Source organism: Pseudomonas sp. JUb52 (assembly GCF_004341115.1).
Taxonomy (GTDB): domain Bacteria; phylum Pseudomonadota; class Gammaproteobacteria; order Pseudomonadales; family Pseudomonadaceae; genus Chryseomonas; species Chryseomonas oryzihabitans.
In genome coordinates, this window is record NZ_SLYS01000003.1 from 321413 (window position 1) to 345264 (window position 23852).

At 68.3% G+C, this 23852-nt stretch carries 17 protein-coding genes and 1 tRNA gene; 9 read left to right on the top strand and 9 right to left on the bottom strand.

The features are described 5' to 3' along the window. Nucleotides 1-133: 133 nt before the first annotated feature. Nucleotides 134-2674 carry an EAL domain-containing protein gene (locus tag EC839_RS07160; protein ID WP_007159559.1) on the top strand — a complete coding sequence of 847 codons (2541 nt, stop codon included), beginning with the start codon at nucleotides 134-136 and terminating at the stop codon, nucleotides 2672-2674. A gap of 4 nt (nucleotides 2675-2678) precedes the next feature. On the opposite strand, the gene EC839_RS07165 is transcribed toward EC839_RS07160, so the two are convergent. The 3 genes from EC839_RS07165 to nirB all read right to left on the bottom strand — a co-directional run bounded on the left by EC839_RS07165 (nucleotide 2679) and on the right by nirB (nucleotide 6297). Further along, nucleotides 2679-2888, bottom strand: a complete 210-nt coding sequence (locus EC839_RS07165) for a hypothetical protein (RefSeq protein WP_007159560.1) — start codon at nucleotides 2886-2888, stop codon at nucleotides 2679-2681. Nucleotides 2889-3388: 500 nt separating this feature from the next. Next, nucleotides 3389-3745 (bottom strand): nitrite reductase small subunit NirD, encoded by a 357-nt coding sequence (nirD, locus tag EC839_RS07170; protein ID WP_007159561.1) that lies wholly within the window; start codon nucleotides 3743-3745, stop codon nucleotides 3389-3391. A 2-nt stretch (nucleotides 3746-3747) separates the two neighbouring features. Then, complete coding sequence (nirB, locus tag EC839_RS07175; protein WP_132832485.1) at nucleotides 3748-6297, bottom strand: nitrite reductase large subunit NirB; 2550 nt, start codon at nucleotides 6295-6297, stop codon at nucleotides 3748-3750. Nucleotides 6298-6878: 581 nt separating this feature from the next. On the opposite strand from nirB, the gene EC839_RS07180 reads away from it, so the two are divergent. Continuing rightward, complete coding sequence (locus EC839_RS07180) at nucleotides 6879-10910, top strand: bifunctional nitrate reductase/sulfite reductase flavoprotein subunit alpha (protein WP_007159563.1); 4032 nt, start codon at nucleotides 6879-6881, stop codon at nucleotides 10908-10910. Nucleotides 10911-10919: 9 nt separating this feature from the next. Here EC839_RS07180 and EC839_RS07185 read toward each other — a convergent pair whose 3' ends face one another. Continuing rightward, nucleotides 10920-11528 (bottom strand): TetR/AcrR family transcriptional regulator, encoded by a 609-nt coding sequence (locus EC839_RS07185; protein ID WP_237709530.1) that lies wholly within the window; start codon nucleotides 11526-11528, stop codon nucleotides 10920-10922. Nucleotides 11529-11673: 145 nt separating this feature from the next. On the opposite strand from EC839_RS07185, the gene EC839_RS07190 reads away from it, so the two are divergent. Next, nucleotides 11674-12684 carry a hypothetical protein gene (locus tag EC839_RS07190; protein ID WP_007159565.1) on the top strand — a complete coding sequence of 337 codons (1011 nt, stop codon included), beginning with the start codon at nucleotides 11674-11676 and terminating at the stop codon, nucleotides 12682-12684. Nucleotides 12685-12694: 10 nt separating this feature from the next. On the opposite strand, the gene EC839_RS07195 is transcribed toward EC839_RS07190, so the two are convergent. The 3 genes from EC839_RS07195 to EC839_RS07205 form a co-directional block, all read right to left on the bottom strand. After that, nucleotides 12695-12790: transfer RNA gene (locus tag EC839_RS07195), tRNA-Sec, on the bottom strand. A gap of 9 nt (nucleotides 12791-12799) precedes the next feature. Beyond that, nucleotides 12800-14713, bottom strand: a complete 1914-nt coding sequence (gene selB / locus EC839_RS07200; RefSeq protein ID WP_007159566.1) for a selenocysteine-specific translation elongation factor — start codon at nucleotides 14711-14713, stop codon at nucleotides 12800-12802. Nucleotides 14714-14802: 89 nt separating this feature from the next. Beyond that, a complete protein-coding gene (locus tag EC839_RS07205) occupies nucleotides 14803-15690 on the bottom strand; it encodes a LysR family transcriptional regulator (protein ID WP_007159567.1) in 888 nt (295 codons plus the stop codon). Between the two features lie 110 nt (nucleotides 15691-15800). Between EC839_RS07205 and EC839_RS07210 the strand changes: the two genes are divergently transcribed. Then, nucleotides 15801-16787 carry an aldo/keto reductase gene (locus EC839_RS07210; protein WP_007159568.1) on the top strand — a complete coding sequence of 329 codons (987 nt, stop codon included), beginning with the start codon at nucleotides 15801-15803 and terminating at the stop codon, nucleotides 16785-16787. A 45-nt stretch (nucleotides 16788-16832) separates the two neighbouring features. Here the strand turns inward: EC839_RS07210 and EC839_RS07215 are convergent, their stop codons facing one another. Beyond that, nucleotides 16833-17141 carry a DUF2288 family protein gene (locus EC839_RS07215; RefSeq protein WP_007159569.1) on the bottom strand — a complete coding sequence of 103 codons (309 nt, stop codon included), beginning with the start codon at nucleotides 17139-17141 and terminating at the stop codon, nucleotides 16833-16835. Between the two features lie 214 nt (nucleotides 17142-17355). Here EC839_RS07215 and EC839_RS07220 point away from each other — a divergent pair, with 214 nt between their 5' ends. The 5 genes from EC839_RS07220 to EC839_RS07240 all read left to right on the top strand — a co-directional run bounded on the left by EC839_RS07220 (nucleotide 17356) and on the right by EC839_RS07240 (nucleotide 22245). Further along, nucleotides 17356-18477, top strand: coding sequence for a branched-chain amino acid ABC transporter substrate-binding protein (locus EC839_RS07220; protein WP_007159570.1), 1122 nt, complete (start codon nucleotides 17356-17358; stop codon nucleotides 18475-18477). Between the two features lie 114 nt (nucleotides 18478-18591). Continuing rightward, on the top strand, nucleotides 18592-19515 hold the full coding sequence (livH, locus tag EC839_RS07225; protein WP_007159571.1) for a high-affinity branched-chain amino acid ABC transporter permease LivH: 924 nt from the start codon (nucleotides 18592-18594) through the stop codon (nucleotides 19513-19515). Continuing rightward, entirely contained in the window at nucleotides 19512-20768 is a 1257-nt protein-coding gene (locus EC839_RS07230) for a high-affinity branched-chain amino acid ABC transporter permease LivM (protein ID WP_007159572.1), read from the top strand. Before livH ends, EC839_RS07230 begins: the two co-directional genes overlap by 4 nt. Beyond that, a complete protein-coding gene (livG, locus tag EC839_RS07235) occupies nucleotides 20765-21532 on the top strand; it encodes a high-affinity branched-chain amino acid ABC transporter ATP-binding protein LivG (RefSeq protein ID WP_007159573.1) in 768 nt (255 codons plus the stop codon). The genes EC839_RS07230 and livG overlap by 4 nt, the downstream gene beginning before the upstream one ends. Before the next feature lie 11 nt (nucleotides 21533-21543). Then, nucleotides 21544-22245 carry an ABC transporter ATP-binding protein gene (locus EC839_RS07240; protein WP_007159574.1) on the top strand — a complete coding sequence of 234 codons (702 nt, stop codon included), beginning with the start codon at nucleotides 21544-21546 and terminating at the stop codon, nucleotides 22243-22245. Between the two features lie 622 nt (nucleotides 22246-22867). Here the strand turns inward: EC839_RS07240 and EC839_RS07245 are convergent. Then, a complete protein-coding gene (locus tag EC839_RS07245) occupies nucleotides 22868-23779 on the bottom strand; it encodes a LysR family transcriptional regulator (protein WP_007159575.1) in 912 nt (303 codons plus the stop codon). Nucleotides 23780-23852: the final 73 nt, after the last annotated feature.

Below are 23852 nucleotides of genomic sequence, written 5' to 3' on the forward strand. Positions count from 1 at the left end.
CTGCCCCCGGTCCGACGCTGAGCAGACGGCCGCTGGGCGGTAACGGATAATGGCCTCTGGCCAGGTACCCCGCGCGTCGTCTGTGGCCCGCTTGCGGGGAACCTGACTGTCTCCAGCGCCGCCCAGGTTGATCATGACGTCCACGCCCATCGCCACCCGCCGCAGCCACAATCTGCTGCTGCGCCTCTTTCCGGTCATCTGCGCCCTGCCGATCCTGCTCGGCCTCGGCTGCTACCTGCTGATCAGGACCGCCACCAGCCAGGACGCCGACGTCCAGCAACGCGCCCGCACCTATATCGAGCGCACCCTGGTGCAGGTGGAAAACGAAATCGGCCACAACATCATCAACTACGCCAAGTGGGGCGAGGCCTACAAGCACCTGCACCTGACGGTCGATCTGTTCTGGGCCAACGACGAGCGCAACGTCGGCGACATCCCCTATGAGCTTTACGGCTACAACGGGGTCTTCGTACTGGATCCGCAGGACCGGACCGTCTACGCGGTGATCGATGGTCGGCCGACCGAGCGCGCGGCGGCGCAATGGCTCGAAGGCGATCTGGCCGGTCTGCTGGCAGAGACCCGCCAGCGCCCCGGCGAGACCGAAAGCCTGGTCCGGGTGCTGAGCGTGGGCGGCGTCCCGGCGCTGGTCGCCGCGGCCACCATAACGCCGGGCGCGAGCTACAGCGTGGCCCCTGGCCCCGGCGCGCCCTCGGTGATGCTGTTCGTCAACGTGCTCGATCCGGACACCCTGGCCCATCTCAGCGACACCTATGGCCTGCCGCGACTCGAGGCGTCGCGGGCGCCCCTCGCCGATCACCAATACCTGCAGTTTCTGGATTCGCCGCTGCTGCTCAACTGGCAACCGCCGCAACCCGGTGCCCAGCTCCTGCGCCGCACCCTGCCGATCTTTCTGGCCGGGGTGCTGCTGCTCGGGCTGGTGCTGGCCCTGCTGATCCGTCATGCGCTGAATTCGGCCCGCCAGCTCGACCGGCAATTCGATGCCCTGGTCGCCAGCCAGGCCGAACTGAGCCGCAGCGAAAGCCGCTTTCGCGAACTCGCCGAGGCCGCCTCCGACTGGCTCTGGGAAAGCGACGCCGCAGGCCGTATCACCTATCTGTCCGAACGCTTCGCCCGCATCACCGGCCATGCGCCCGGCAGCTGGCTCGGCCGGCCGCTCACGGAGCTGTTCAGCAGCGAGACCACCCGCCTGGCCAACTGGCTCCAGGACAACGTTCACCAGCGCGACGAGCGTCAGGTGCTGCGCTGCCACTACCGCGACCGCCAGGGTCACGCCCGGGTCTGCGAGATCACCGCCCGGCCGCTGCCCGAGGGCGCCGGCTTTCGCGGTACCGCCAGCGACATCACCGCCGCGGTCAATGCCCAGGCGGAAATCGAACACCTGTCGCAACACGACAGCCTGACCGGCCTGGCCAATCGGCTGCAATTGCAGCACTACCTGGCACGCAAACTGGCGCAATCCAGAACGCCGCTGACGCTGCTCAGCCTGGACCTGGATCGCTTCAAGCCGGTCAACGACAGCCTCGGCCATGCCGCCGGCGATCGGGTGCTGCAGGAAATCGCCCGGCGCCTGCAGGCCAGTCTGAGGCCCGGCGGCCTGGTGGCGCGCCTGGGTGGCGACGAATTCATCGTGGTGTTGCTCGGTCACCTGGACGTGGCGACGGTCGACCAGATCTGTGCCCGCCTGGTAAACGCCATCGGCCGGCCGATTCTGCTGGAGGAGCAGTCGGTCAGCGTCGGCACCAGCATTGGCATCGCCCAGGCCCCGGACCAGGCCACCCAGGTCGAGGACCTGCTGCGTCTGGCGGATATCGCGCTCTACCAGGCCAAGGCCGCGGGTCGCAACGGCTGGTGCTTTCATGCGCCGGCGATGGACGCCCAGCTCAGCCAGCGGCGGGATCTGGAGCAGGAGTTGCGCCAGGCGCTGGCGCTCGACCAGTTGCGCCTGGGCTACCTGCCGCGCCGAAGCATCGCCACGGGTGACCTGAGCGGCGTCGAGGTCCAGCTACACTGGGCCCATCCGCTGCGCGGTCTGCTGCCGCCCGCCGCCTTCCTGCCGCTGGCAGAGGAAACCGGACTCAGCGTTGCCCTGGGGCTGTGGCTGCTGGACGACGCCTGTCGCGCCGCCGCGGCCTGGCCCGTGCCGCTACGGCTGGTCATCAGCCTATCGGCGCGTCAGTGCGCCGATGCCGAGGCCCTGGTGGAGGCGGTCGCCAGCGCCCTGCAGACGAGTGGTCTGGCAGCGGGACGCCTGGAGCTGCAAGTGCCCGAGGCCTTGTTGCAGGCGGAAGACGTGTCTCTCACTCAGCTGCAGGCGCTCAAGGCCCTGGGCGTGCGCCTGAGCCTGGCCGACTTCGGCAGCGGCTCAGGCGGCCTCGAGGCGCTGCGCCAGTCCGTGCTGGATGGCATCAGCCTGGATAGCCGTCTCGTCGCTCGCCTGGAAACTCAGCCTGCCGATGCCGCCATCGCCCAGGCCCTGATCGGCCTCGGACGGACCCTGGGCCTGCGGGTGGCGGCGACGGGCGTGGAGACGCAGGACCAGTTGGACTGGCTGCGGGCGCACCTCTGCGACGAGGTCCAGGGCCCGCTGTTCGGCCCGGTCCTGGCGGGCAACGACCTGGCGTTGCTGCTGGCTACCGAACAGCGGCCGGGATGACGACCTAGAGGCGCTCCAGCCACCCCAGATCGCCCCCGCGGGCCGGTACCGGATAGCAGCCATAGGGCGCATAGCCATGGGTACAGACCGGATCGGCGCGCAGAGTGGGTTCGCCCACCGGTTGCGCGCGCCAGCCCTCCAGCAGGGCGATGGCGGCCAGGGCCAGAAGCAGGGCGATGAACAGCGCGGAGCGAATTGTTCTTGTCAGGCGCATGGTGACCTCCCGCGAGGCGATTGCCAGGATCGGCAGACAGCGTCCCCGCTCCTTGAGTATCGACCCTTGGAAGTCATTTCGCCGCCCCGCGCAGCTCCCGATTGCGCAAAGCTGCACTGCGGTGGGTGCAACAGTGGGCTAGGGCGAAGGGTGGAGATCCCGGACAAGGCTGCGCCGTTGTCCAGGCTACGCGCCAAGCCCCGCCCCACTCTAGACCGCCCCCTCTCCCGCCGGGAGAGGGTTGGGGTGAGGGTCACCCAGCATCGCCTTGGTCATTTCCGGACAAGGCCGCGCCTTTGTCCAGCCTACGCGCGAAGCCCCGTCCCACTCCGGACCGCCCCCTCTCCCGCCGGGAGAGGGTTGGGGTGAGGGTCACCTGGCATCGCCTTGGCCATTTCCGGACAAGGCTGCGCCTTTGTTCAGCCTACGCGCGAAGCCCCGCCCCACTCTGGACCGCCCCTCTCCCGCCGGGAGAGGGTTGGGGTGAGGGTCGAGCCACGTCAGGCGATCTCCACCTGCTCGCCGTTCAGCCGCACCGCCCAGGTGGGTAGGGCCTGCTCGGGGTACTCCAGGCAGCCGCCGTCCGCCAGGCGGAAGTGCTGCTTGTACAGCGGCGAGGCGATCACCAGATCCGGGCCCAGCTGGCCGACGATGCCGCGGCCGATGACGTTGGCGCCGGACTTGGGGTCGCGATTGCCCACGGCGAAGACCTTCTGCTCGGTGTCGGGCAGGTAGAACAGCGCCACCTGCTCGCCCTCGTGCAGGGCCACCACGCCGGACTGGGGCACCAGGTCGGCCAGGCTGCACAGGGGTTGCCAGCGGGGTTCCAGGGCATGCGCGGTAGTGGTCTGGGTCATGGTCAGGCCTCCTCGGTCAGGTTGATCAGGTGCAGTTCGCCGTGGCGCGCCGGCCGACGCTGGCCACGCTCCTTGACGAAATGGATGTCCGGGTCGCTGCCGCGCTGGTTGACGAAGGTACGGAAGCGCTTGAGCTTGTCCGGGTCGTTCAGGGCGTTGGCCCATTCGCATTCGTAGCGATCCACCACCAGCTGCATCTGGGCTTCCAGCTCGGCGCCCAGGCCCAGGCTGTCCTCGATGATCACCTGCTTGAGGTAATCCAGTCCGCCTTCCAGGGACTCACGCCACACCGAGGTACGCTGCAGGCGGTCGGCGGTGCGGATGTAGAACATCAGCAGGCGGTCGATGTAGCGGATCAGGGTCTCGTCGTCGAGGTCGGTGGCGAACAGCTCGGCATGGCGCGGGCGCATGCCGCCATTGCCGCAGACATAGAGGTTCCAGCCGTTCTCGGTGGCGATCACGCCGATGTCCTTGCTCTGGGCCTCGGCGCACTCGCGGGTGCAGCCGCTGACCGCGAACTTGAGCTTGTGCGGGGCGCGCAGGCCCTTGTAGCGATGCTCGATGTCCAGTGCCATTTTGACGCTGTCCTGCACCCCGTAGCGGCACCAGGTACTGCCGACGCAGCTCTTCACCGTGCGGGTCGACTTGCCGTAGGCATGACCGGTCTCGAAGCCGGCGGCGATCAGCTCGCCCCAGATGTCCGGCAGCTCGTGCAGCTGGGCGCCGAACAGGTCGATGCGCTGGCCGCCGGTGATCTTGGTGTAGAGGTCGTATTTCTTCGCCACCTGGCCGATGGCGATCAGGCCTTCCGGACTGATCTCGCCACCCGGGATGCGCGGCACCACCGAGTAGGTGCCGTTCTTCTGCATGTTGGCCATGAAGGTGTCATTGGTGTCCTGCAGCGGCACCAGGTGCGGATCGGTGATGGGGGCGTTCCAGCAGGAGGCCAGGACGTTGGCCACCGCCGGCTTGCAGATGTCGCAGCCATGGTGACCGCGGCCATGGCGCGCCAGGAGCTCGTCGAAACTCTGGATGCCTTCCACCCGCACCAGGTGATAGAGCTCCTGGCGGGTATGGGCGAAGTGTTCGCAGAGACTCTTGTCGACCTCGACGCCCCGGGCGATCAGCTCGTGCTCGAACACCTGCTTGACCAGCGCGGCGCAACCGCCGCAGCCAGTGCCGGCCTTGGTGCAGCTCTTGATGCCGGCCAGATCGGTGCAGCCGGCGTCGATGGCGGCGCAGACCGCGCCCTTGGTGACGTTGTGGCAGGAGCAGAGGGTGGCGGTGGCCGGCAGGGCATCGGCGCCCAGGGTCGGGGCGCCCTCGCCCACCGGCATGATCAGGCTGGCCGGATCCTGCGGCAGTGGGATGCCGTTCTGGGCGTATTGCAGCAGGGTGTCGTAGTAGCTGTTGTCGCCCACCAGCACGGCACCGAGGACGTGCTTGCCATCGGCGGATACCACCAGGCGGCGGTAGCTGGCGCTGGCTTCGTCGATGTAGCGATAGCTGCGCGCGCCGGGGGTGGCGCCGTGGGCATCACCGATGGAGCCCACATCCACACCCAGCAGCTTGAGCTTGGTGGACATATCGGCGCCGGTGAAGGGCGTGGCCTGACCGTGGCAGAGGGTGGCGGCCACCAGGCGCGCCATCTGGTAGCCCGGGGCGACCAGACCGAAAATGCTGCCATTCCAGGCGGCGCACTCGCCGATGGCATGGATGAAGGGATCGCTGGTCAGGCAGCCGTTGTCCACCGCCACCCCGCCGCGGGCGCCGAGTTCCAGGCCGCAGCTGCGGGCCAGGGCGTCCTGGGGACGGATGCCGGCGGAAAACAGGATCAGGTCGGTCTCGAGGAAATCCTCACCGGCGAAGTTCATGCGGTAGCGGTACTCGCTGCCGGCGGTGATGTTCTGGGTAGCCTTGGACAGGTGCACGCCCACGCCCAGGTCCTCGATGCGCTGCCTGAGCGCGGCGCCGCCGAGGTCGTCCAGCTGTACCGGCATCAGCCGCGGGGCGAATTCCACCACGTGGGCTTCCAGGCCCAGGGATTTCAGCGCATTGGCCGCCTCCAGGCCGAGCAGGCCACCACCCACCACCACGCCGCGGCGCGCCCGGGCGGCGGCCAGGCGGATGGTGTCCAAGTCGTCCAGGGTGCGATAGACCAGGCGCGAATCCCCTTCGGCACCCTCGATGGGCGGCACGAAGGGATAGGAACCGGTGGCCAGCACCAGGCGGTCGTAGCCAAAGGCGCCCTCGGGTGTCAGCACCCCGCGCTGTTCGCGGTCGATGGCGGTCACCGCGCAGCCCAGGTGCAGGACCAGGCCGGGCACGGCATAGAGACCGGCTTCGCTCATGGCCAGGGATTCGGCATCGCGACCGGCGAAGTACTCGGAGAGATGGACCCGGTCATAGGCGCGCTGGCGCTCTTCGCCGAAGACATGGATCTCGTAGTGGTCCAGGGCGCCGGCCGCCAGCAGCTGCTCGACGAGGTGATGGCCGACCATGCCGTTGCCGACGACGATCAGGCGTTCTTTGCGGGTCACGATGCTGTTCATGGAGGCTATCCCCCGGCCGAGGCCAATCAGGTTGATTCGCGGCAAATAAAAAGGCGCCTGAAACCTTGCGGTCTCAGGCGCCTTTGCCTGTTCTAGTAGGGAGGAGCCCTTGGCTCTGCTCCGTGCCCGTCGCCTGCAGTGGCTGTCGATCGCCGTTGATCGACCGGGCGACCCGAATGGGCGGGTCTGCCAGAGCGTTTGCATCGGTTGTGCCAGTTTCGTCGGCTCGCCCGCAGATCGGCCACTGGCGCGGGCTGCAGCCCGCCAAGCGGCTTGCCGGCGCCTGTTCGGACGGCTGCCGACTGGAACCACAACGGTGCAAGGCAGGGTCGGCCTGCCCTGTCCCGGCGCATCTCGACCGCCGTGGCTGTGACCTCGCCAGGCGCCACCTGCACCCCGCCAGGCCAACAGTCATGCGCTCCCCGAGCGCACCGGACCAAGCTGGCGCGAGCCTTGCTAAATCCCTGGCATGGAGCGGTCAACGTCGATCGCCCCCTTCACGACAAAGGCGCCGTGTTCGCCTCCCTCCGGGGAGCGCGACCGGCGCCTTTTCGCTTTCTGGTTTTCGAAGGATCCTTGCCATGACCACTACCCACCTCAAGAGCGTCTGCCCCTACTGCGGCGTCGGCTGCGGGATCGTCATGCAGGTGGAAGACGGCCGGGTCACCAAGGTCAGCGGCGATCGCGACCACCCCGCCAACCGCGGCCGCCTCTGCACCAAGGGCAGCACCAGCCACCAGGCGCTGGTGGACAGCGGGCGCATGGAGCAGGCCTATGTCCGCCACGACCGCTCCCACGAACCGGTGCAGACCGGACTGGAGCAGGCCATTGCCACCACCGCCGAGCGCCTGCGCGCCATTCTCGACCGCGACGGACCCGACGCCATCGCCTTCTATGTCTCCGGGCAGATGTCGCTGGAGGCCCAGTACCTGGCGAGCAAGCTGGCGCGGGGCTTCATCGGCACCAACCAGCTCGAATCCAATTCCCGCCTGTGCATGGCCAGTGCCGGCACCGGCTACAAGCTGTCCCTCGGCGCCGACGGTCCGCCCGGTTCCTATGACGACCTCGACCGCGCCGACCTCTTCCTGGTCAGCGGCGCCAACATGGCCGACTGTCATCCCATCCTCTTCCTGCGGCTGCTGGACCGGATCAAGCGCGGCGCCCGGCTGATCGTCGTCGATCCCCGGCGCACCGCCACCGCCGAGAAGGCCGATCTCTTCCTGCAACTGCGTCCGGGCACCGATCTGCTGCTGCTCAATGGCCTCCTGCATCTGCTGCACGCCGAGGGCTATCTGGACGACGCCTTCATCGCCGCCCATACCGAGGGCTGGGCGGCCATGCCGGCCTTTCTCGCCGACTACAGCCCGGCGCGCGTGGCCGCCGGGACCGGGCTGGCCGAGGCGGACATCCGCATCGCGGCGCGCTGGATCGGCGAGGCCGGTGAATGGACCAGTCTCTGGACCATGGGCCTGAACCAGAGCACCCATGGCACCTGGAGCACCAACGCCCTGTGCAACCTGCACCTGGCCACCGGCAAGATCTGCCGTCCCGGCAGCGGCCCCTTCTCCCTGACCGGCCAGCCCAATGCCATGGGCGGACGCGAGATGGGCTACATGGGGCCCGGCCTGCCCGGCCAGCGCAGCCTGCTGTCCGCCGCCGACCGCGCCTTCGTCGAGCGTGCCTGGAAGGTTCCGGAAGGCACCCTGCACACCCGCCTGGGCCAGGGCACCGTCGCCCTGTTCGAGGACCTGGCCGCCGGCACCGTGAAGGCCTGCTGGATCATCTGCACCAATCCGGTGGCCAGCGTGGCCAATCGCGACACGGTCATCCGCGGGCTGCAGGCCGCCGAACTGGTGATCACCCAGGACGCCTTTCTCGACACCGAGACCAACCGCTACGCTGACATCCTCCTGCCCGGCGCGCTCTGGGCCGAGGCCGACGGAGTGATGATCAATTCCGAGCGCAACCTGACCCTGGCCCCCCAGGCCGTCAACCCGCCCGGCGCGGCCCGCGCCGACTGGCAAATCATCGCCGACGTGGCCTGCGCCCTGGGCTATGGCGAACACTTCACCTACGCCTCGGCCGCCGAGGTGTTCGACGAGATCAGGCAATTCCACAACCCCCAGACCGGCTACGACATCCGCGGCGCCAGCCATGCCCGGTTGCGCGAGACGCCGCTGCAATGGCCCTGCCCCAGCGCAGAGAGCGATCCGCGCCAGCCGATCCGCTATCGCAACGACGGCCGCAGCCAGACCCTGCGCCTGGATGAGACAGGGGAACCCAGCGCGCTCAACTTCGCGACCCCCAGCGGCAAGGCGCAATTCTTCGCTCGCCCGCACCTGGACCCGGCGGAACTGCCCGATGCCGATTACCCCTTCGTGCTCAACACCGGGCGTTTGCAGCACCAGTGGCATACGCTCACCAAGACCGGCAAGATCGCCGCGCTGAATCGCCTCAATCCGGCGCCCTTCGTCGAGGTACATCCCCAGGACGCCCAGGCCCTAGCACTCAAGGACGGCGATCTCCTGGAAATCGCCTCCCGCCGTGGACGTGCGGTGTTGCCGGTGACGATCAGCGACCGGGTGCAGCCCGGTAACTGCTTCGCCCCCTTTCACTGGGCCGACGTCCAGGGCAGCGACCTGGCCATCAATGCCGTCACCAGCGACGCCGTCGATCCGCTCTCGCTGCAACCGGAACTCAAGGTCTGCGCGGTGCGCCTGACCCGGGTCGCCACCATCCCCCACCGCCAGCTGCCGGCCGACGAGCCGGTCACCGAGAGCGTCCAGCAACCCGCCCTGGCGCGGCTGGCCGATCTCACCGGGGTCGCCACCGCGGTACGGCCCCAGCTCAGCGCGGCCGAACGCACCTACCTGGCCGGCTTCATGGACGGCCTGCGCGACGGGGGCGCCCAGGGCGTGCCCTGCCTGCCGGCCCAGGCGCCGCTGGCCGCCGACACCCGCCTCTGGCTCGATGGCCTGCTCGCCGGGCTATTCAGCCGCCTGCCGCAAAGCCAGAGTGCCGGCCTGCCCCAGACCGCTACCGCGCCGGCCGATCTGGTGGTGCTCTGGGCCTCCCAGACCGGCAACGCCGAAGCCCTGGCCGAGCGCTGCGTCGCCCGCCTGTGCCAGGCCGGTCTCACCGTCGAATTGCACGACATGGCCGCCTATGCAGTGGAACGCCTGAGCGGTGCCCGCCGCGTCCTGCTGGTGAGCAGCACCTTTGGCGACGGCGAAGCCCCGGACAATGGCCAGGCCTTCTGGCAGGGCCTCGGTCGCCTCGATGCCTCCCTCGCCGAGCTGGACTACGCCGTGCTGGCCCTGGGCGATTCCACCTACGAGCAGTTCTGTGGCCACGGCCAGCGCCTCGACGCCCGCCTGTCCGAACTCGGCGCCCGCCGCCTCTGCCCGCGCCTTGACTGTGACGCCGATGGCCTCGACGCCGCCGACGCCTGGCTGAACGCCCTGCAAGGGCAGCTGGCGCCCCAGGCCGCCCAGGTGCCCGTCGCCCCTCCGACCACGACCGGTCGCCCGACGGCGGTGCCCGCGCGGCTGGTCATCAACCAAAGACTCAACGGTGCCGGATCGAACAAGGAGGTCCGGCTGTTCGGTTTCGAATCCGCGCAGCCCCTGGCCTACCAGGCCGGCGACGCCTTGAGCGTGAAGGCGCGCAACTGCCCGGAGCTGGTCGAGGAGGTCCTCGCCCTCGCCGGACTGGACGGCGAACAAGCGGTCGCGGTGGCCAAGGTCGGCGAGCTGTCGCTGCGCCAGGCGCTGAGCGAACACTTTGAGATCGCCCGTCCCAACCCCGAGACGCTGGCGCTGATCGCCGAACGCAGTGGCGCTGCCGAGTGCCGCGCCCTGCTGGGCGACCGGGATGAACTCAAGACCTGGCTCTGGGGCCGGCAACTGGCCGATGTGCTGGCGCGCTATCCCGCCCGCCACGATGCCGGCGAGTTGCTCGGCAGCCTCAAGCGCCTGCAGCCGCGCCTCTACTCCATTGCCTCCAGCCCTCTGGCCCATGCCGGCCAGGTGCACCTCACCGTCTCGGCGGTGCGCTACGGTCAGCGCAAGGGCGTGGCCTCCACCTTTCTCGCCGACCGTCTGCAGGACGCCACCACCGAGGTGCATGTCCAGCCTTCACGTCACTTCCGCCTGCCGGACCAGGGCGACGTCCCGCTGATCATGATCGGCCCCGGCACCGGCATCGCGCCCTTCCGCGGCTTTCTCCATGAGCGCCGCGCCCGGGGCGACCAGGGCCGCAACTGGCTGTTCTTCGGCGAACAGCACGCCGCCCATGACTTCTACTACCGCGACGAGCTGGAAGCCTTCCAGCGCGATGGCCTGCTGAGCGAACTGAGCCTGGCCTTTTCTCGCGACCAGGCCGAGAAGATCTATGTGCAGGATCGGCTGCGCGAACGCGGCGCCGAGGTCTGGCGCTGGCTGCAGGACGGCGCCCGCGTCTATGTCTGCGGCGATGCCAGCCGCATGGCCAGGGACGTCGACCAGGCCCTGCGCCAGGTGGTGGCGACCCATGGCCACCTCAGCGACGAGGCCGCCGCCGACTATGTGCGCGGGATGAGCGAGCAGAAGCGCTATCTGAAGGACGTCTACTAGCGTCAGTCGCTACAGCACCGCGCGCACCAGGCGGGTAAAGGCCGCGATGGCCTCGCGCTCGCCCAGCGCCCCGCGCACCACGGCCGCGGCCAGGGCCTCGCCGGCGCCGACCAGGCCGATGCAGGACACCTGCAACTCCGCGGCGGACCTCGTGCTGTGCGGCGTGAGCACCGCCGCCACCATCCGGGTGCCGTGCTCCAGCAACTCCTGATACACCGCGGTCTTTTCCTCACTCCCTGCCAGGGCCGCCGCCAGCACGCCGACCTCGCCCTGCATGTCGGTCACGCAACGGATGTAGCCCTCGGCCAGCGCCGCGGTGGCCTCTTCGGCGCTCTGCTGCCGGGCCGTCATGGCCTGGCGAAAGGCATCCATCTGCGCCAGATCGAGCCAGCGATAGAGTTCGATGAGCAGTCCCGAGCGGGTACCGAAATGCTCGTAGACGACCGGCTTGGAAACGCCTGCCTGTACGGCCAGATAGCCCAGAGTCAGGCGATCCGCGCCCTCTTCCCGGACGATGAGCCGCGCTGTTTCCAGCAATTGCTGACGCCGCGCCGCCTTCGAAAGACGCCGCGCGGCACCATCGGAGATCGGTTTTTCAGGGGTGGATCGCTCTGCCATTGGTCACGTCTTCTTGCAAACCTACTAAAGGTAGGTTAATCCTGATTTGGAACCTACTCTTGGTAGGTTAACGCGGGGAGCAGCTGCTGGCCAGCTGGCGGTGCCGTCTCCGCGATCTCAGCACTGCAACCACGAGGACAGCATCATGCCACTGCAACCCATACTCTTTGCCGGCGGTTCGGGCACGGTAGGCCGCCAGGCCGTCCACTGGTTCCGCCAGCGCCAGCCTGACTGGCCGCTGCTGGTGGGGGGCCGCAACCTCGCCACGGCCGAGGACGTCGCCCAGGCCGCCGGCCAGGCCCGGGCAGTGGGCCTGGATCTCGACCAGCCAGGGCTGGGACTGGATCCCGCCCTCACCCCGGCAGCCATCATCATGCTGGCACCGGATCAGGCCCTGCACGGCCTGAGCCTCGCCCAGCGCCTGGGCATCCCCTATCTCAATGCCAACACCGGCGTCACCGAACTGGGGCCGGAAGTCGCCCAGTTCATGCACCACCCCGGCGCCCATGCCCTGGTGCTGTCCAGTCACTGGGCTTCGGGCGCCGCCCTGGCGCTGGCGCTCGATCTCGCCCGCCGCTTCACCCGGGTCGCGGCCATCGGGGTGGAGGTCTTGCTGGATGAGGAAGACCCGGCTGGTCCCCTGGCATGGGAGGATATGGCGCGGGTGCACAGCGCGGCGCCCGCGGCCCTGGCGTTTCGGCATGGGCGCCGCCACTGGCTGAGCGGTGCCGACCTGCAGGGCAGCGTCACGGCGCTGGACGGTCGCACGCTGGCCGCCACGGCCTTTGGCTCCATCGACCTGCTCAGTCTCTGGGCCACCACCGCCGCGCCGGAACTCCGCTTCGACATCGCCATGGGCGAGTCCTCCAGCCGGCGGCGGGGCGCGGAAACGGCGGCCGAGATCGCGGTCAGGGTGACCGGCGAAAGGGACGGCCAGACCACCACCGCACGGTCCGTGCTGGAATTCAGCCAGGGGCAGGCCTCGCTGACTGCCCTCGGGCTGGTGCTGTCGCTGGAGCGGGCGCTGGGCCTGGTGGGCGGTAGACCGCTGCCGGCAGGTCTCTATATGCCCGAACAGCTCTGGGCGGCCGACTGGTTTCTGCAGGAGTTGCAGCGGGAGGGCGCGGTGCTGCATCACCCGATGGACGGGTACTGAGCTCAGGAAATGGCGGAAGGCAGTGGGAGTCGAACCCACCCGGGAACGGCTGCCGTCCCCAACCGGGTTTGAAGCCCGGCCACGCCACCGGGCGTGATTGCCTTCCTCTGTTGCGCTAGCCCTCGGCGGCGCGGGCCCAGGCGCTGTCCGGGCGAACCCGGCGCTCGTCGCCGAAGCGACGGGTGAAACCGATGCGATCCAGGCATTCGAGGATCTGGATGCTGCGCTTGCGACCGATGCCGAGGGCATCGCGAAAGGCCGCGGCGCGAATGATCCCTGCTTCGCGCTCCAGGCGCAATGCCTCGCCGGCCGCGGCTTCCAGACTCGCCTGGGGATAGAAGAGATCCTTGACCACCTGGGTCAGTTCCCCCAGCCGGGCCAGTTTGCGCAGCAACAGGCGTACCTCGGTCTCGGGCTGACCCAGGCTCTTGGCGAGATCGCGGGTCCAGGGCGGATCGAAGCGCTGGGCCTCCAGCAGCGGCCAGAGCCGGGCCTTGAGCCCCTCCTCCGCTTCAGTGAGGCGTACCCGGTGATCGGGCAGGTGCAGCCAGGGACCGCTGCTCTGCAAGCGCCCCTCGGCCAGGGCCGTCTCCAGCAGCGCCAGATAGACGGGCCGCTCCAGTTCCGGCGCGGCGATGCGGCGCAGGCGATCCCGATCCGGTCCCAGTTCGTCGGGTTGCTCCTGGTGAAAGGTAGCCAGCGCCACGCCCAGGCGCTCGAGTGCCGCCTGCCACAGAGCCGCCGCGAACAGCCGCGGACCGACCCGCGTGTCCACCCTCAGGGTGTCGGCGGGCAATTGCCAATCGCCTTCGGGGCGGTTGAATTGCCGGGCCAGTAGCCGCGGATCGAGACCGCCCGCGGCCTGGGCCAGGAGTTCGGGCAGGGCTTCCTCCAGGCCGCCCTGCCGCAGCGCCTGGAGTTGCGCCAGGCGCTGCGGGGTGCGGCGATGGCGGGCCGGGGCGAAGGGATCGAGCAGCCGCGCGCCGCCCAGGGTGCGCTGGGCGGACTGGTCGCGCAGCACCAGGCGATCACCGTGCACTCCGTGCAAAGGCGCATTGAGCACCAGTTGCGCCAGGGCCGTGGCACCCGGGGCGAGGCTGTCACCTTCCAGCAGGGCGACGCGCCCGGTGAGATCCTGGGCGCCCAGGTGCACGTGCACCGGCGTCCAGTGCGCCAGGTTGCGCGCCTCGCCGGGCAGCAGGCGCAGTTCGACGTCGATGCGGGTGGTGGGCGCGTGCAGCGCCTCGGCCACCAGCCAGTCGCCGCGGGCGAGGCTGTCGGTGCTCAGGCGCTCGCCCGCCAGATTGAGCGATACGCGCTGACCGGCCTGGGCGGCTTCTGCCGCGCGATTCTGCGCATGCAGCCCCCGCACCCGCAGTCGCTGGCCGCGCGGGGTGAGGATGAGCTCGTCGCCAACGGCCACCTGGCCGGCGAAGGCGGTGCCGGTGACCACCACGCCGGCCCCGGCGACGCTGAACACCCGGTCCACCGCCAGGCGAAAGCCACCGCGGACGTTGCGCTGGCGCACCTGGTCCAGGGCCGCGAGCAAGGCGGCGCGCAACGCGGGGATACCGGCGCCGCTGGGGCTGGCCACCGGATACAGCGGCGCCCCGGCGAAGGGCCCGGCAGCCAGCAGCGCACTGACCTCCTGACCCACCTGCGCCAGCCGCTCGGCGTCCACCCGATCGGCCTTGGTCAGGGCCACCAGCAGCCGGGGAATGCCGAGCAATTCGAGGATCGCCAGGTGCTCGCGGGTCTGCGGCATGACGCCGTCGTCGGCCGCCACCACCAGCAGGGCCAGATCCAGGCCGCTGGCACCGGCCAGCATGTTGTGCACGAAGCGTTCGTGGCCGGGCACGTCGATGAAGCCGGTGAGGCCGCCGTCGCCCAGATCGGCATAGACATAGCCCAGGTCGATGGTGATGCCACGCGCCTGCTCTTCACGGCGGCGGTCACCGGCGACTCCGGTGAGGGCCTGGATCAGCGCGGTCTTGCCATGGTCGATGTGGCCGGCGGTGCCGATGATCATGGGGACGGTACCAGGCGGGAGAACAAGGGCGTCATGGGGACTCCAGGCGGCGGACTGGCGCTCAGGGTAGCGGCGCCCCGCGCGCCCGCCTAGCCGTGATGCTCGCGCAGGAAGGCCACGAAGGCGCGCAGCGGGGCTGGCAGCTGGCGGCGATCCGCGTAGTAGAGCCGCGGACCGGGAAAGGACGGGGACCAGTCCGCCAGCACTTCCACCAGGCGGCCGTCGGCCAGGGGCGCAGCCAGGTAGTCGGCGAAGGAATAGATGAGGCCGACGCCGTCGAGGGCGGCCTGCAGTTCCAGGTCGAGTGCCGAAGCCAGCAGGCGACTGCCCGGCGCGACGTTGATGACCTCGCTGCCGCGCTCGAAGCTCCACTGCGCCACCAGGCCACTGGCGAAGCGATGCCCGATGCAGGAATGCCGGACCAGGTCGGCGGGGTGCGCCGGTACGCCATGCTGCTCCAGGTAGGCCGGGGTTCCGGCCACGGCGAATCTCTGGGTGGCCGGGCCCAGCCGCACGCTGATCATGTCGGCTTCCAGGTGCTCGTCGTAGCGCACCCCGGCATCGAAACCAGCGGCGAGCACGTCGATCAGCCGGTCCTCGGCCACCACCTCCAGGCGAATGCCCGGATACCGGGCCAGGAAGGGGCCGATCAGCGGCGGCAGCAGCACCCGGGCGACGATGGTGGGCACATTGAGTCTCAGGCTGCCCACCGGACTTTCGCCCTCGGCATTGATGGCGTCCAGCGCGCCGCGCACCTCGCGCAGGGCCGGGGTCAGGCGTTCCAGCAGGCGCTGGCCAGCCGCGGTGGGCGTCACGCTGCGGGTGGTGCGGTGTAGCAGCCGCACATCCAGTTCCCGCTCCAGCCGCCGCACCGCATCGCTCAGCGAAGAGGCGGCCACGCCACGCACATAGGCAGCGCCGCGAAAGCTGCGGGCCTCGGCCACGGCGGCGAAGGCCGCCAGGTCATCCAGATTCAAGGCGCCTCCATTGTACGGCTAGGCGAACAGGTCGTTGTGTCACGACCGGATTATCGCACGGCACCCTGGCGACTAGAGTGAAGCCTCATCCATCTGACGAGGAATCCCTTATGCAACAGCGTCGCTTGGGCCAGCAGGGCCCTCTGGTATCCACGCTCGGTCTGGGCTGCATGGGCATGTCCGATCTCTATGGCGCCGCCGACCGTGGCGAGGCCATCGCCACGGTCCAGGCCGCCCTCGAACGCGGCGTCACCCTGTTCGACACCGGTGACTTCTATGGCATGGGCCACAACGAACTGCTCCTGGGCGAGGCCTTGCGCGGCCGCCGCGATAGTGCCCTGATCAGCGTCAAGTTCGGTGCCCTGCGCGGTCCGGGCGGCGAGTGGCTGGGCTACGACGCCCGGCCGGCGGCGATCAAGAATTTCGTCGCCTACAGCCTCAAGCGCCTGGGCGTGGACCACATCGACATCTATCGCCCGGCGCGGCTGGATCGCCAGGTGCCCATCGAGGACACCATGGGCGCCCTCGCCGAGCTGGTGCAGGCGGGCTACATCCGCCACATCGGCCTCTCGGAAGTGGGCGCCCAGACCCTGCGGCGAGCGGCCGCGGTGCACCCGGTCTGCGACCTGCAGATCGAGTATTCGCTGGTCTCGCGCGGCATCGAGGCCGAGATCCTGCCGACCTGCCGCGACCTGGGCATCGGCATCACCGCCTATGGCGTGCTCTCCCGCGGCCTGCTCAGCGGTCACTGGCGCCACCCCTCGGGCAGCGGCGACTTTCGCGCCCTCAGTCCGCGCTTCCAGCCGGGCAACGTGGAGCGCAACCTGGCGCTGGTAGAAGGCCTGAAGCAATTCGCCGAACGCCGCGGCACCACCCCGGCCCGGCTGGCGGTGGCCTGGGTCGCCGCCCAGGGCGAGGACATCGTGCCTTTAATCGGAGCCCGCCGCCGCGCTCAGCTCGACGAATCCCTCGGTGCGCTGGAGGTGACGCTGAGCGATGCGGATCGCGCCGAACTGGAACGCCTGCTGCCGCCAGGCGCGGTGGCCGGCGATCGCTACGGCGAACATCAGCTGCGCGATCTCGACAGCGAACGCTGAACCACCCCCGGCAACAACGGCCCGCCTTGCGCGGGCCTTTGCGTTTCAGCGCTCGGCCGGACGCTCCTGCATCAGCACCCAGGGCGCCACCACCACCGCCCACAGCGCCACCGCGGGCGCTTCCAGCCGGCGCCGCGCGCGCTCTTCGTCGACCTTGGCCAGCTGACCCTGCTGCAGCCACAGACCCACTCGGGCGGCATCGTCCTGGGTCACGGCGATGGCCGCCTCGATCAGGTCCAGCTCGGGCGCCACTTCCAGCAGCACGCCCCGCGCAAAATGCGGTTGCAATTCTTCCCAGCCGATGGCGGCCGTCTGCCCGAGCAGGGTGGCGTAGCGCGTTGCGTGATCGGTCATGGTGCGGGCCTCGCGAAAAGGGCGGATTCTACCGTCGCCCTCCCCGCTTGCCGAGCGCCCGGACGCACGGTCGACAAGTCCGACAAGTTGTCGTCGCCAGCTTTCCAAGACGAACAGACGGTGATTAAACTGCGCGGCGCGTCATAAAGAACAAAATCGGCACATTTTCGCTTCCAACTGCCTCATTAATAAAAGCATTCCGAGTGGAGCACTCATGAAAAAGGCAACTCTGCGTTTCTCCCGCTTGGTCGCGGCCCTGGCCCTGGCCGGCATGGCCAGCCACACCCTGGCAGCCGACACCCTGAAGATCGGTCTGGCCGGCCCCAAGACCGGTCCGGTCGCCCAGTACGGTGACATGGAGTTCATTGGTGCCCAGATGGCCATCGAGCAGATCAACAAGGCCGGCGGCGTCAAGGGCAAGCAGCTCGAAGGCGTGATCTACGACGACGCCTGCGATCCCAAGCAGGCCGTGGCGGTTGCCAACAAGATCGTCAACGATGGCGTCAAGTTCGTCGTCGGCCACCTCTGCTCCAGCTCCACCCAGCCGGCTTCCGACATCTATGAGGACGAAGGCATCCTGATGGTGACCCCGGCGGCCACCAGCCCCGACATCACCAACCGTGGCTACAAGCTGATCTTCCGCACCATCGGCCTGGACAACATGCAGGGCCCGACCGCCGGCAAGTTCATCGTCGAGCACGTCAAGCCGAAGATCGTCGCGGTCATCCACGACAAGCAGCAGTACGGCGAAGGCATCGCCACCGCGGTCAAGCAGACCCTGGACAAGGCCGGCGTCAAGGTCGCCGTGTTCGAGGGCATCAACTCCGGCGACAAGGACTTCTCCTCGCTGATCGCCAAGCTCAAGCAGGCCAACGTCGACTTCGTCTACTACGGCGGCTACCACCCCGAGTTGGGCCTGATCCTGCGTCAGGCGGCCGAGAAGGGCCTGACCGCCAAGTTCATGGGTCCGGAAGGCGTGGGCAACAGCTCCATCTCCGCCATTGCCGGCAAGGCCTCCGAAGGCCTGCTGGTCACCCTGCCGCGCTCCTTCGACCAGGATCCCAAGAACCAGGCCCTGGTGCAGGCGTTCAAGGACAAGAAGCAGGATCCGAGCGGTCCCTTCGTGTTCCCCTCCTACGCCGCCGTGCAGGTCATCGCCGAAGGCATCGCCAAGGCGGGCGACGAGAAGCCCGAGGACGTGGCCAAGGCGCTGCGCAGCAACACCTTCAACACCCCCACCGGCGAGCTGGCGTTCGACGAAAAAGGCGACCTGAAGAACTTCGAGTTCGTGGTCTACGAATGGCACGCCGACGGCACCAAGACTGAAGCCAAGTAAGCCCTGCCTGTAACACCGGAGCCCACCGCCCACGGCGGTGGGCTTCGTTTATCCGCCTCCATCCGAGGCCTGGGACCTGCACCAGAAGTGCACTTGGGTCCCCTGGAGACACCCATGCCCGAGTTCTACCACTACCTGCAACAGCTGGTGAACGGCCTCACGGTCGGCAGCACCTATGCCCTGATCGCCATCGGCTACACCATGGTCTACGGCATCATCGGCATGATCAACTTCGCCCATGGCGAGGTGTACATGATCGGCTCCTACGTGGCTTTCATCGCCATCGCGGGCCTCGCCATGCTGGGCATCCACAGCCTGCCCATCGTCATGCTCGCCGCCTTCGGCGCCAGCATCATCATCGCCAGTGCCTACGGCTACAGCATCGAACGCATCGCCTATCGCCCCCTGCGCGGCGGTAACCGGCTGATCCCGCTGATCTCGGCGATCGGCATGTCGATCTTCCTGCAGAACTGGGTGCTGCTGGCCCAGGACTCCAAGGACAAGTCGATCCCCAACCTGCTGCCGGGCAACTTCATCATCGGCACCGACGCTATGAACGGCGTGGTGATCTCCTATGTGCAGGTGCTGATCTTCATCGTCACCCTGCTCACCATGTTCGGCCTGACCTGGTTCATCTCCCGCTCCCGCCTGGGCCGCGCCTGCCGCGCCTGCGCCGAGGACATCAAGATGGCCAACCTGCTGGGCATCAACACCAACGGCATCATCGCCCTGACCTTCGTCATCGGCGCCACCCTGGCCGCCGTGGCCGCGGTGCTGCTGGGCATCCAGTACGGCGTGATCAACCCGAGCCTGGGTTTCCTGGCCGGCATCAAGGCCTTTACCGCCGCCGTGCTCGGCGGCATCGGCAGCATCCCCGGCGCCATGCTCGGCGGCCTGGTGCTGGGCGTGGCCGAGGCCTTTGGCGCCGATGTCTTCGGTGACCAGTACAAGGACGTGGTGGCCTTCAGCCTGCTGGTGCTGGTGCTGCTGTTCCGCCCCACCGGCATCCTGGGTCGTCCGGAGGTGGAAAAGGTATGAGTGCCCGTCTGCGAACCGCCTTCTTCAGCGCCCTGCTGGTGCTGGCCGTCGCCTATCCCATCCTCGGCCTCAAGCTGGAGACGGTGGGCGTCAACCTCGAAGTGCACGGCGCCACGCCGCGCACCCTCTGGATCGTGGCCCTGGCCGCGGTGCTGATGTTCGTCTGGCAACTGGTGCGTGACCAGGTCACCGCCGGCTGGCGCCGCAGCGGCGGCCTACCATTGCCGGCCACCGGCCTGGGCACCAAGCTGACCGAACCCAAGACCCAGCGCTGGGTGATCCTCGGTCTGGTGCTGGTCGCCCTGGTGTGGCCCTTCTATGGCTCGCGCGGCGCGGTGGACATCGCCACCCTGATCCTGATCTACGTGATGCTCGGCCTCGGCCTGAACATCGTGGTGGGCCTGGCCGGTCTGCTCGACCTGGGCTACGTCGGCTTCTATGCCGTCGGCGCCTACACCTACGCCATGCTCTCCCACTACTATGGCCTGGGCTTCTGGGTATGCCTGCCGCTGGCAGGGCTGATGGCGGCGCTGTTCGGCTTCCTGCTCGGCTTCCCTGTACTGCGCCTGCGCGGCGACTACCTGGCCATCGTCACCCTGGGCTTCGGCGAGATCATCCGCATCCTCTTGCGCAACCTCACCGAATGGACCGGCGGTCCCAACGGCATCAGCGGCATCGACAAGCCGACCCTGTTCGGCCTGACCTTCGAACGCCGCGCACCCGAGGGCATGACGCCCTTCCACGAGTACTTCGGCATCCCCTACAACTCCGAATACAAGGTGATCTTCCTCTACCTGATCGCCCTGCTGCTGGTGCTGCTGACCCTGTTCGTGATCAATCGCCTCCTGCGCATGCCCATCGGTCGCGCCTGGGAAGCCCTGCGCGAAGACGAGATCGCCTGCCGCGCCCTGGGTCTGAATCCCACGCTGATCAAGCTCTCGGCCTTTACCCTGGGCGCCTGCTTCGCTGGTTTCGCCGGCAGCTTCTTCGCCGCCCGCCAGGGCCTGGTGTCGCCGGAATCCTTCACCTTCATCGAATCGGCCATCATCCTGGCCATCGTGGTGCTGGGCGGCATGGGGTCCCAGCTCGGCGTGATCCTCGCGGCCATCGTGATGATCCTGCTGCCGGAGCTGATGCGTGAATTCAGCGAATACCGCATGTTGATGTTCGGCCTGCTGATGGTCGTGATGATGATCTGGCGTCCGCAAGGCCTGCTCCCGATGCAACGCCCGCACCTGGAGTTGCGCAAATGAGCCAAGCCCTTCTTGATGTCTCCGGCCTGTCCATGAGGTTCGGCGGCCTGCTGGCCGTCAACGGCGTCAACATCCGTGTGGAACAGGGCCAGGTGGTCTCGCTGATCGGTCCCAACGGCGCCGGCAAGACCACGGTGTTCAACTGCCTGACCGGCTTCTACCGGCCCAGTGGCGGCGAGATCCTCCTGCGCGGCGAGGCCATCCAGGGCCTGCCCGGGCACAAGATCGCCCGCAAGGGCGTGGTGCGTACCTTCCAGAACGTCCGCCTGTTCAAGGAAATGACCGCGGTGGAGAACCTGCTGGTGGCCCAGCATCGCCACCTCAATACCGGCTTCCTGGCCGGGCTGTTCAAGACCCCGGCCTTTCGCAAGAGCGAAGCCGAGGCCATGGACTACGCGCGTTTCTGGCTGGAGCAGGTCAATCTCACCGAGTTCGCCAACCGTAACGCCGGCAATCTCGCCTACGGCCAGCAGCGCCGCCTGGAAATCGCCCGCTGCATGATGACCCGCCCGCAGATCCTCATGCTCGACGAGCCGGCCGCCGGTCTCAACCCGCGCGAGACCGAGGACCTCAAGGCGCTCATCGCCCTGCTGCGCGCCGAGCACGGCGTCACCGTGCTCTTGATCGAGCACGACATGCACCTGGTGATGAGCATTTCCGACCACATCGTGGTGATCAACCAGGGTACCCCCCTGGCCGACGGGACGCCGGAGCAGATCCGCAACAACCCCGACGTGATCAAGGCCTACCTGGGCGAATCCTGATGGAGACCTCCATGCTGCAGTTCGACAACGTCTCCACCTTCTACGGCAAGATCCAGGCGCTGCATGGCGTCAGCGTGCAGGTGAACCGGGGCGAGATCGTCACCCTGATCGGCGCCAACGGTGCTGGCAAGTCCACCCTGCTGATGACCCTCTGCGGTACCCCGCGTGCCCATGGCGGCAGCATCCGCTACGAAGGCGAGGAACTGGTCGGCCAGGAAACCGCGCAGATCATGCGCAAGGGCATCGCCGTGGTGCCGGAAGGCCGCCGGGTGTTCGCCCGCCTGACCGTGGAAGAGAACCTCGCCATGGGCGGCTTCTTTACCGACAAGCACGCCTATGACCGCCAGCTGGAGAAGGTCCTCGGCCTCTTCCCGCGACTCAAGGAGCGCTATGCCCAGCGCGCCGGCACCATGTCTGGCGGCGAGCAGCAGATGCTCGCCATCGGCCGGGCGATGATGAGCGAGCCGCGCCTGCTGCTGCTCGACGAGCCCTCCCTGGGCCTGGCGCCCATCATCATCCAGCAGATCTTCGAGATCATCGAGCAACTGCGCCAGGATGGGGTGACGGTGTTCCTGGTCGAGCAGAACGCCAACCAGGCGCTCAAGCTGGCCGACCGCGGCTATGTGCTGGAGAACGGCCGCATCGTCATGCAGGACAGCGGCGCCGAACTGCTGGCCAACCCGGACGTGCGCAAGGCCTATCTGGGCGGTTGAGCATGCCGTCGCTGCCCGAAACGCTTCAACCTCGGCGCAGCGAAGCCCAACAGCACCGTAGCGTGGAAAACGGCGCAGCCTTTTCCACTGGGGCTTCACAGCGAAGCGCGCCCTCACCCCAGCCCTCTCCCGCAGGGAGAGGGGGCGATCCATGCAGCGCGTAGGCTGGGTTGAGACGGCTCCACCGTCGAAGCCCAACAGCGAAGTAGCGTGGAAAACGGCGCAGCCTTTTCCACTGGGGGCTTCACAGCGAAGCGCGCCCTCACCCCAGCCCTCTCCCGCAGGGAGAGGGGGCTATCCATGCAACGCGTAGGTTGGGTTGAGACAGCTCCACTGTCGAAGCCCAACGGTGCCGTAGCGTGGAAAACGGCGCAGCCTTTTCCACTAGGGGCTTCACGGTGAAGGGTGCCCTCACCCCAGCCCTCTCCCGCAGGGAGAGGGGGCTTTCAACGCGTAGGTTGGGTTGAGACGGCTCCATCGTCGAAGCCCGACAGCGAAGTAGTGTGGAAAACGGCGCAGCCTTTTCCACTGGGGGCTTCACGGTGAAGGGTGCCCTCACCCCAGCCCTCTCCCACAGGGAGAGGGGGCGATCCATGCAGGCGTAGAGCGCCATCGCCCCCCGCTACCCCAACGCCTCCAACCGCTGCCGACTGCGCTCGAACCAGTCGCTCAGAGCTTCCGCCACCACTCTGGTCCGCTTGGGCAACCCGCCCTGGTAGGGATGCACCAGAAACAACGGCTGGCTGGGGGTGCGCCATTCCCTGAGCAGCCAGACCAGGGCGCCGCTGGCCAACTCTTCGTGCACCATGAACGAGGGCAGCCGGGCGATGCCCTGCCCGGCCAGGGCCGCCTGCTTGAGCAGGCTGTAGTGGTTGCAGGAAAGACTGGGCGCCACCTGGACGCGGCTGAGCTGATGCTCGCGGTGATAGAGCCAGACGTCGCCCTCGGCATAGTGACTGTTCACCAGGCAGCGATGGCCGAGCAGATCCTCGGGCACCCGGGGAACCTCGACCCCGGCCAGATAGGCCGGTGCCGCGCAGGTCACCTCCTGCATGGCGAACAGCGGGCGGGCGACCAGGCGTTCGTCCGGCTCCAGCCGGGCGCGGATCGCCAGGTCGAAGCCCTCGGCCACCAGGTCGCGGTAGCCGTTGTCCAGCACCAGGTCCAGCTGGATGGCGGGATGGGCGGCGCGACAGGCCAGCAGCACCTCGAAAAAGGTGTAGCCCAGGGACACCGGCACGGTCAGGCGCACCGGGCCGACGGCTTCCTCCTGCAGCCGGGCCACGCTCTGCAGGGCCCGCTCGCGCTGGCGCACCAGGGCCTGGGCCTCCGGCAGCAGGGCACGACCGGCGGGAGTGGGATCGAGGCGTCGGGTGGTACGGTGCAGCAGCTGGGTCTCCAGGCGCATCTCTAGCGCCCGGATGCGCTTGGACAGCTGGCCCTTGCTGCAGCCCAGGCGCTCGGCCGCACGGGTGAAGCTGCCGCTGTCACAGAGGATGGCGAAGGCGGCGAGATCGGCGAAGTCGTCCTGCATCGTTTCCCCCTGGAAACACTGGATTGCCATTCAGGCGATTTATCCGGGCAATGGGCCATTCTAGGCTGAGGAC

Bases quoted from the DNA above. Each gene is read 5' to 3' on its own strand.
- EC839_RS07160 (WP_007159559.1), top strand. From the start codon at position 134: ATGACGTCCACGCCCATCGCCACCCGCCGCAGCCACAATCTGCTGCTG.
- EC839_RS07165 (WP_007159560.1), bottom strand. From the start codon at position 2,888: ATGCGCCTGACAAGAACAATTCGCTCCGCGCTGTTCATCGCCCTGCTT.
- nirD (WP_007159561.1), bottom strand. From the start codon at position 3,745: ATGACCCAGACCACTACCGCGCATGCCCTGGAACCCCGCTGGCAACCC.
- nirB (WP_132832485.1), bottom strand. From the start codon at position 6,297: ATGAACAGCATCGTGACCCGCAAAGAACGCCTGATCGTCGTCGGCAAC.
- EC839_RS07180 (WP_007159563.1), top strand. From the start codon at position 6,879: ATGACCACTACCCACCTCAAGAGCGTCTGCCCCTACTGCGGCGTCGGC.
- EC839_RS07185 (WP_237709530.1), bottom strand. From the start codon at position 11,528: ATGGCAGAGCGATCCACCCCTGAAAAACCGATCTCCGATGGTGCCGCG.
- EC839_RS07190 (WP_007159565.1), top strand. From the start codon at position 11,674: ATGCCACTGCAACCCATACTCTTTGCCGGCGGTTCGGGCACGGTAGGC.
- selB (WP_007159566.1), bottom strand. From the start codon at position 14,713: ATGATCATCGGCACCGCCGGCCACATCGACCATGGCAAGACCGCGCTG.
- EC839_RS07210 (WP_007159568.1), top strand. From the start codon at position 15,801: ATGCAACAGCGTCGCTTGGGCCAGCAGGGCCCTCTGGTATCCACGCTC.
- EC839_RS07215 (WP_007159569.1), bottom strand. From the start codon at position 17,141: ATGACCGATCACGCAACGCGCTACGCCACCCTGCTCGGGCAGACGGCC.
- EC839_RS07220 (WP_007159570.1), top strand. From the start codon at position 17,356: ATGAAAAAGGCAACTCTGCGTTTCTCCCGCTTGGTCGCGGCCCTGGCC.
- livH (WP_007159571.1), top strand. From the start codon at position 18,592: ATGCCCGAGTTCTACCACTACCTGCAACAGCTGGTGAACGGCCTCACG.
- EC839_RS07230 (WP_007159572.1), top strand. From the start codon at position 19,512: ATGAGTGCCCGTCTGCGAACCGCCTTCTTCAGCGCCCTGCTGGTGCTG.
- livG (WP_007159573.1), top strand. From the start codon at position 20,765: ATGAGCCAAGCCCTTCTTGATGTCTCCGGCCTGTCCATGAGGTTCGGC.
- EC839_RS07240 (WP_007159574.1), top strand. From the start codon at position 21,544: ATGCTGCAGTTCGACAACGTCTCCACCTTCTACGGCAAGATCCAGGCG.
- EC839_RS07245 (WP_007159575.1), bottom strand. From the start codon at position 23,779: ATGCAGGACGACTTCGCCGATCTCGCCGCCTTCGCCATCCTCTGTGAC.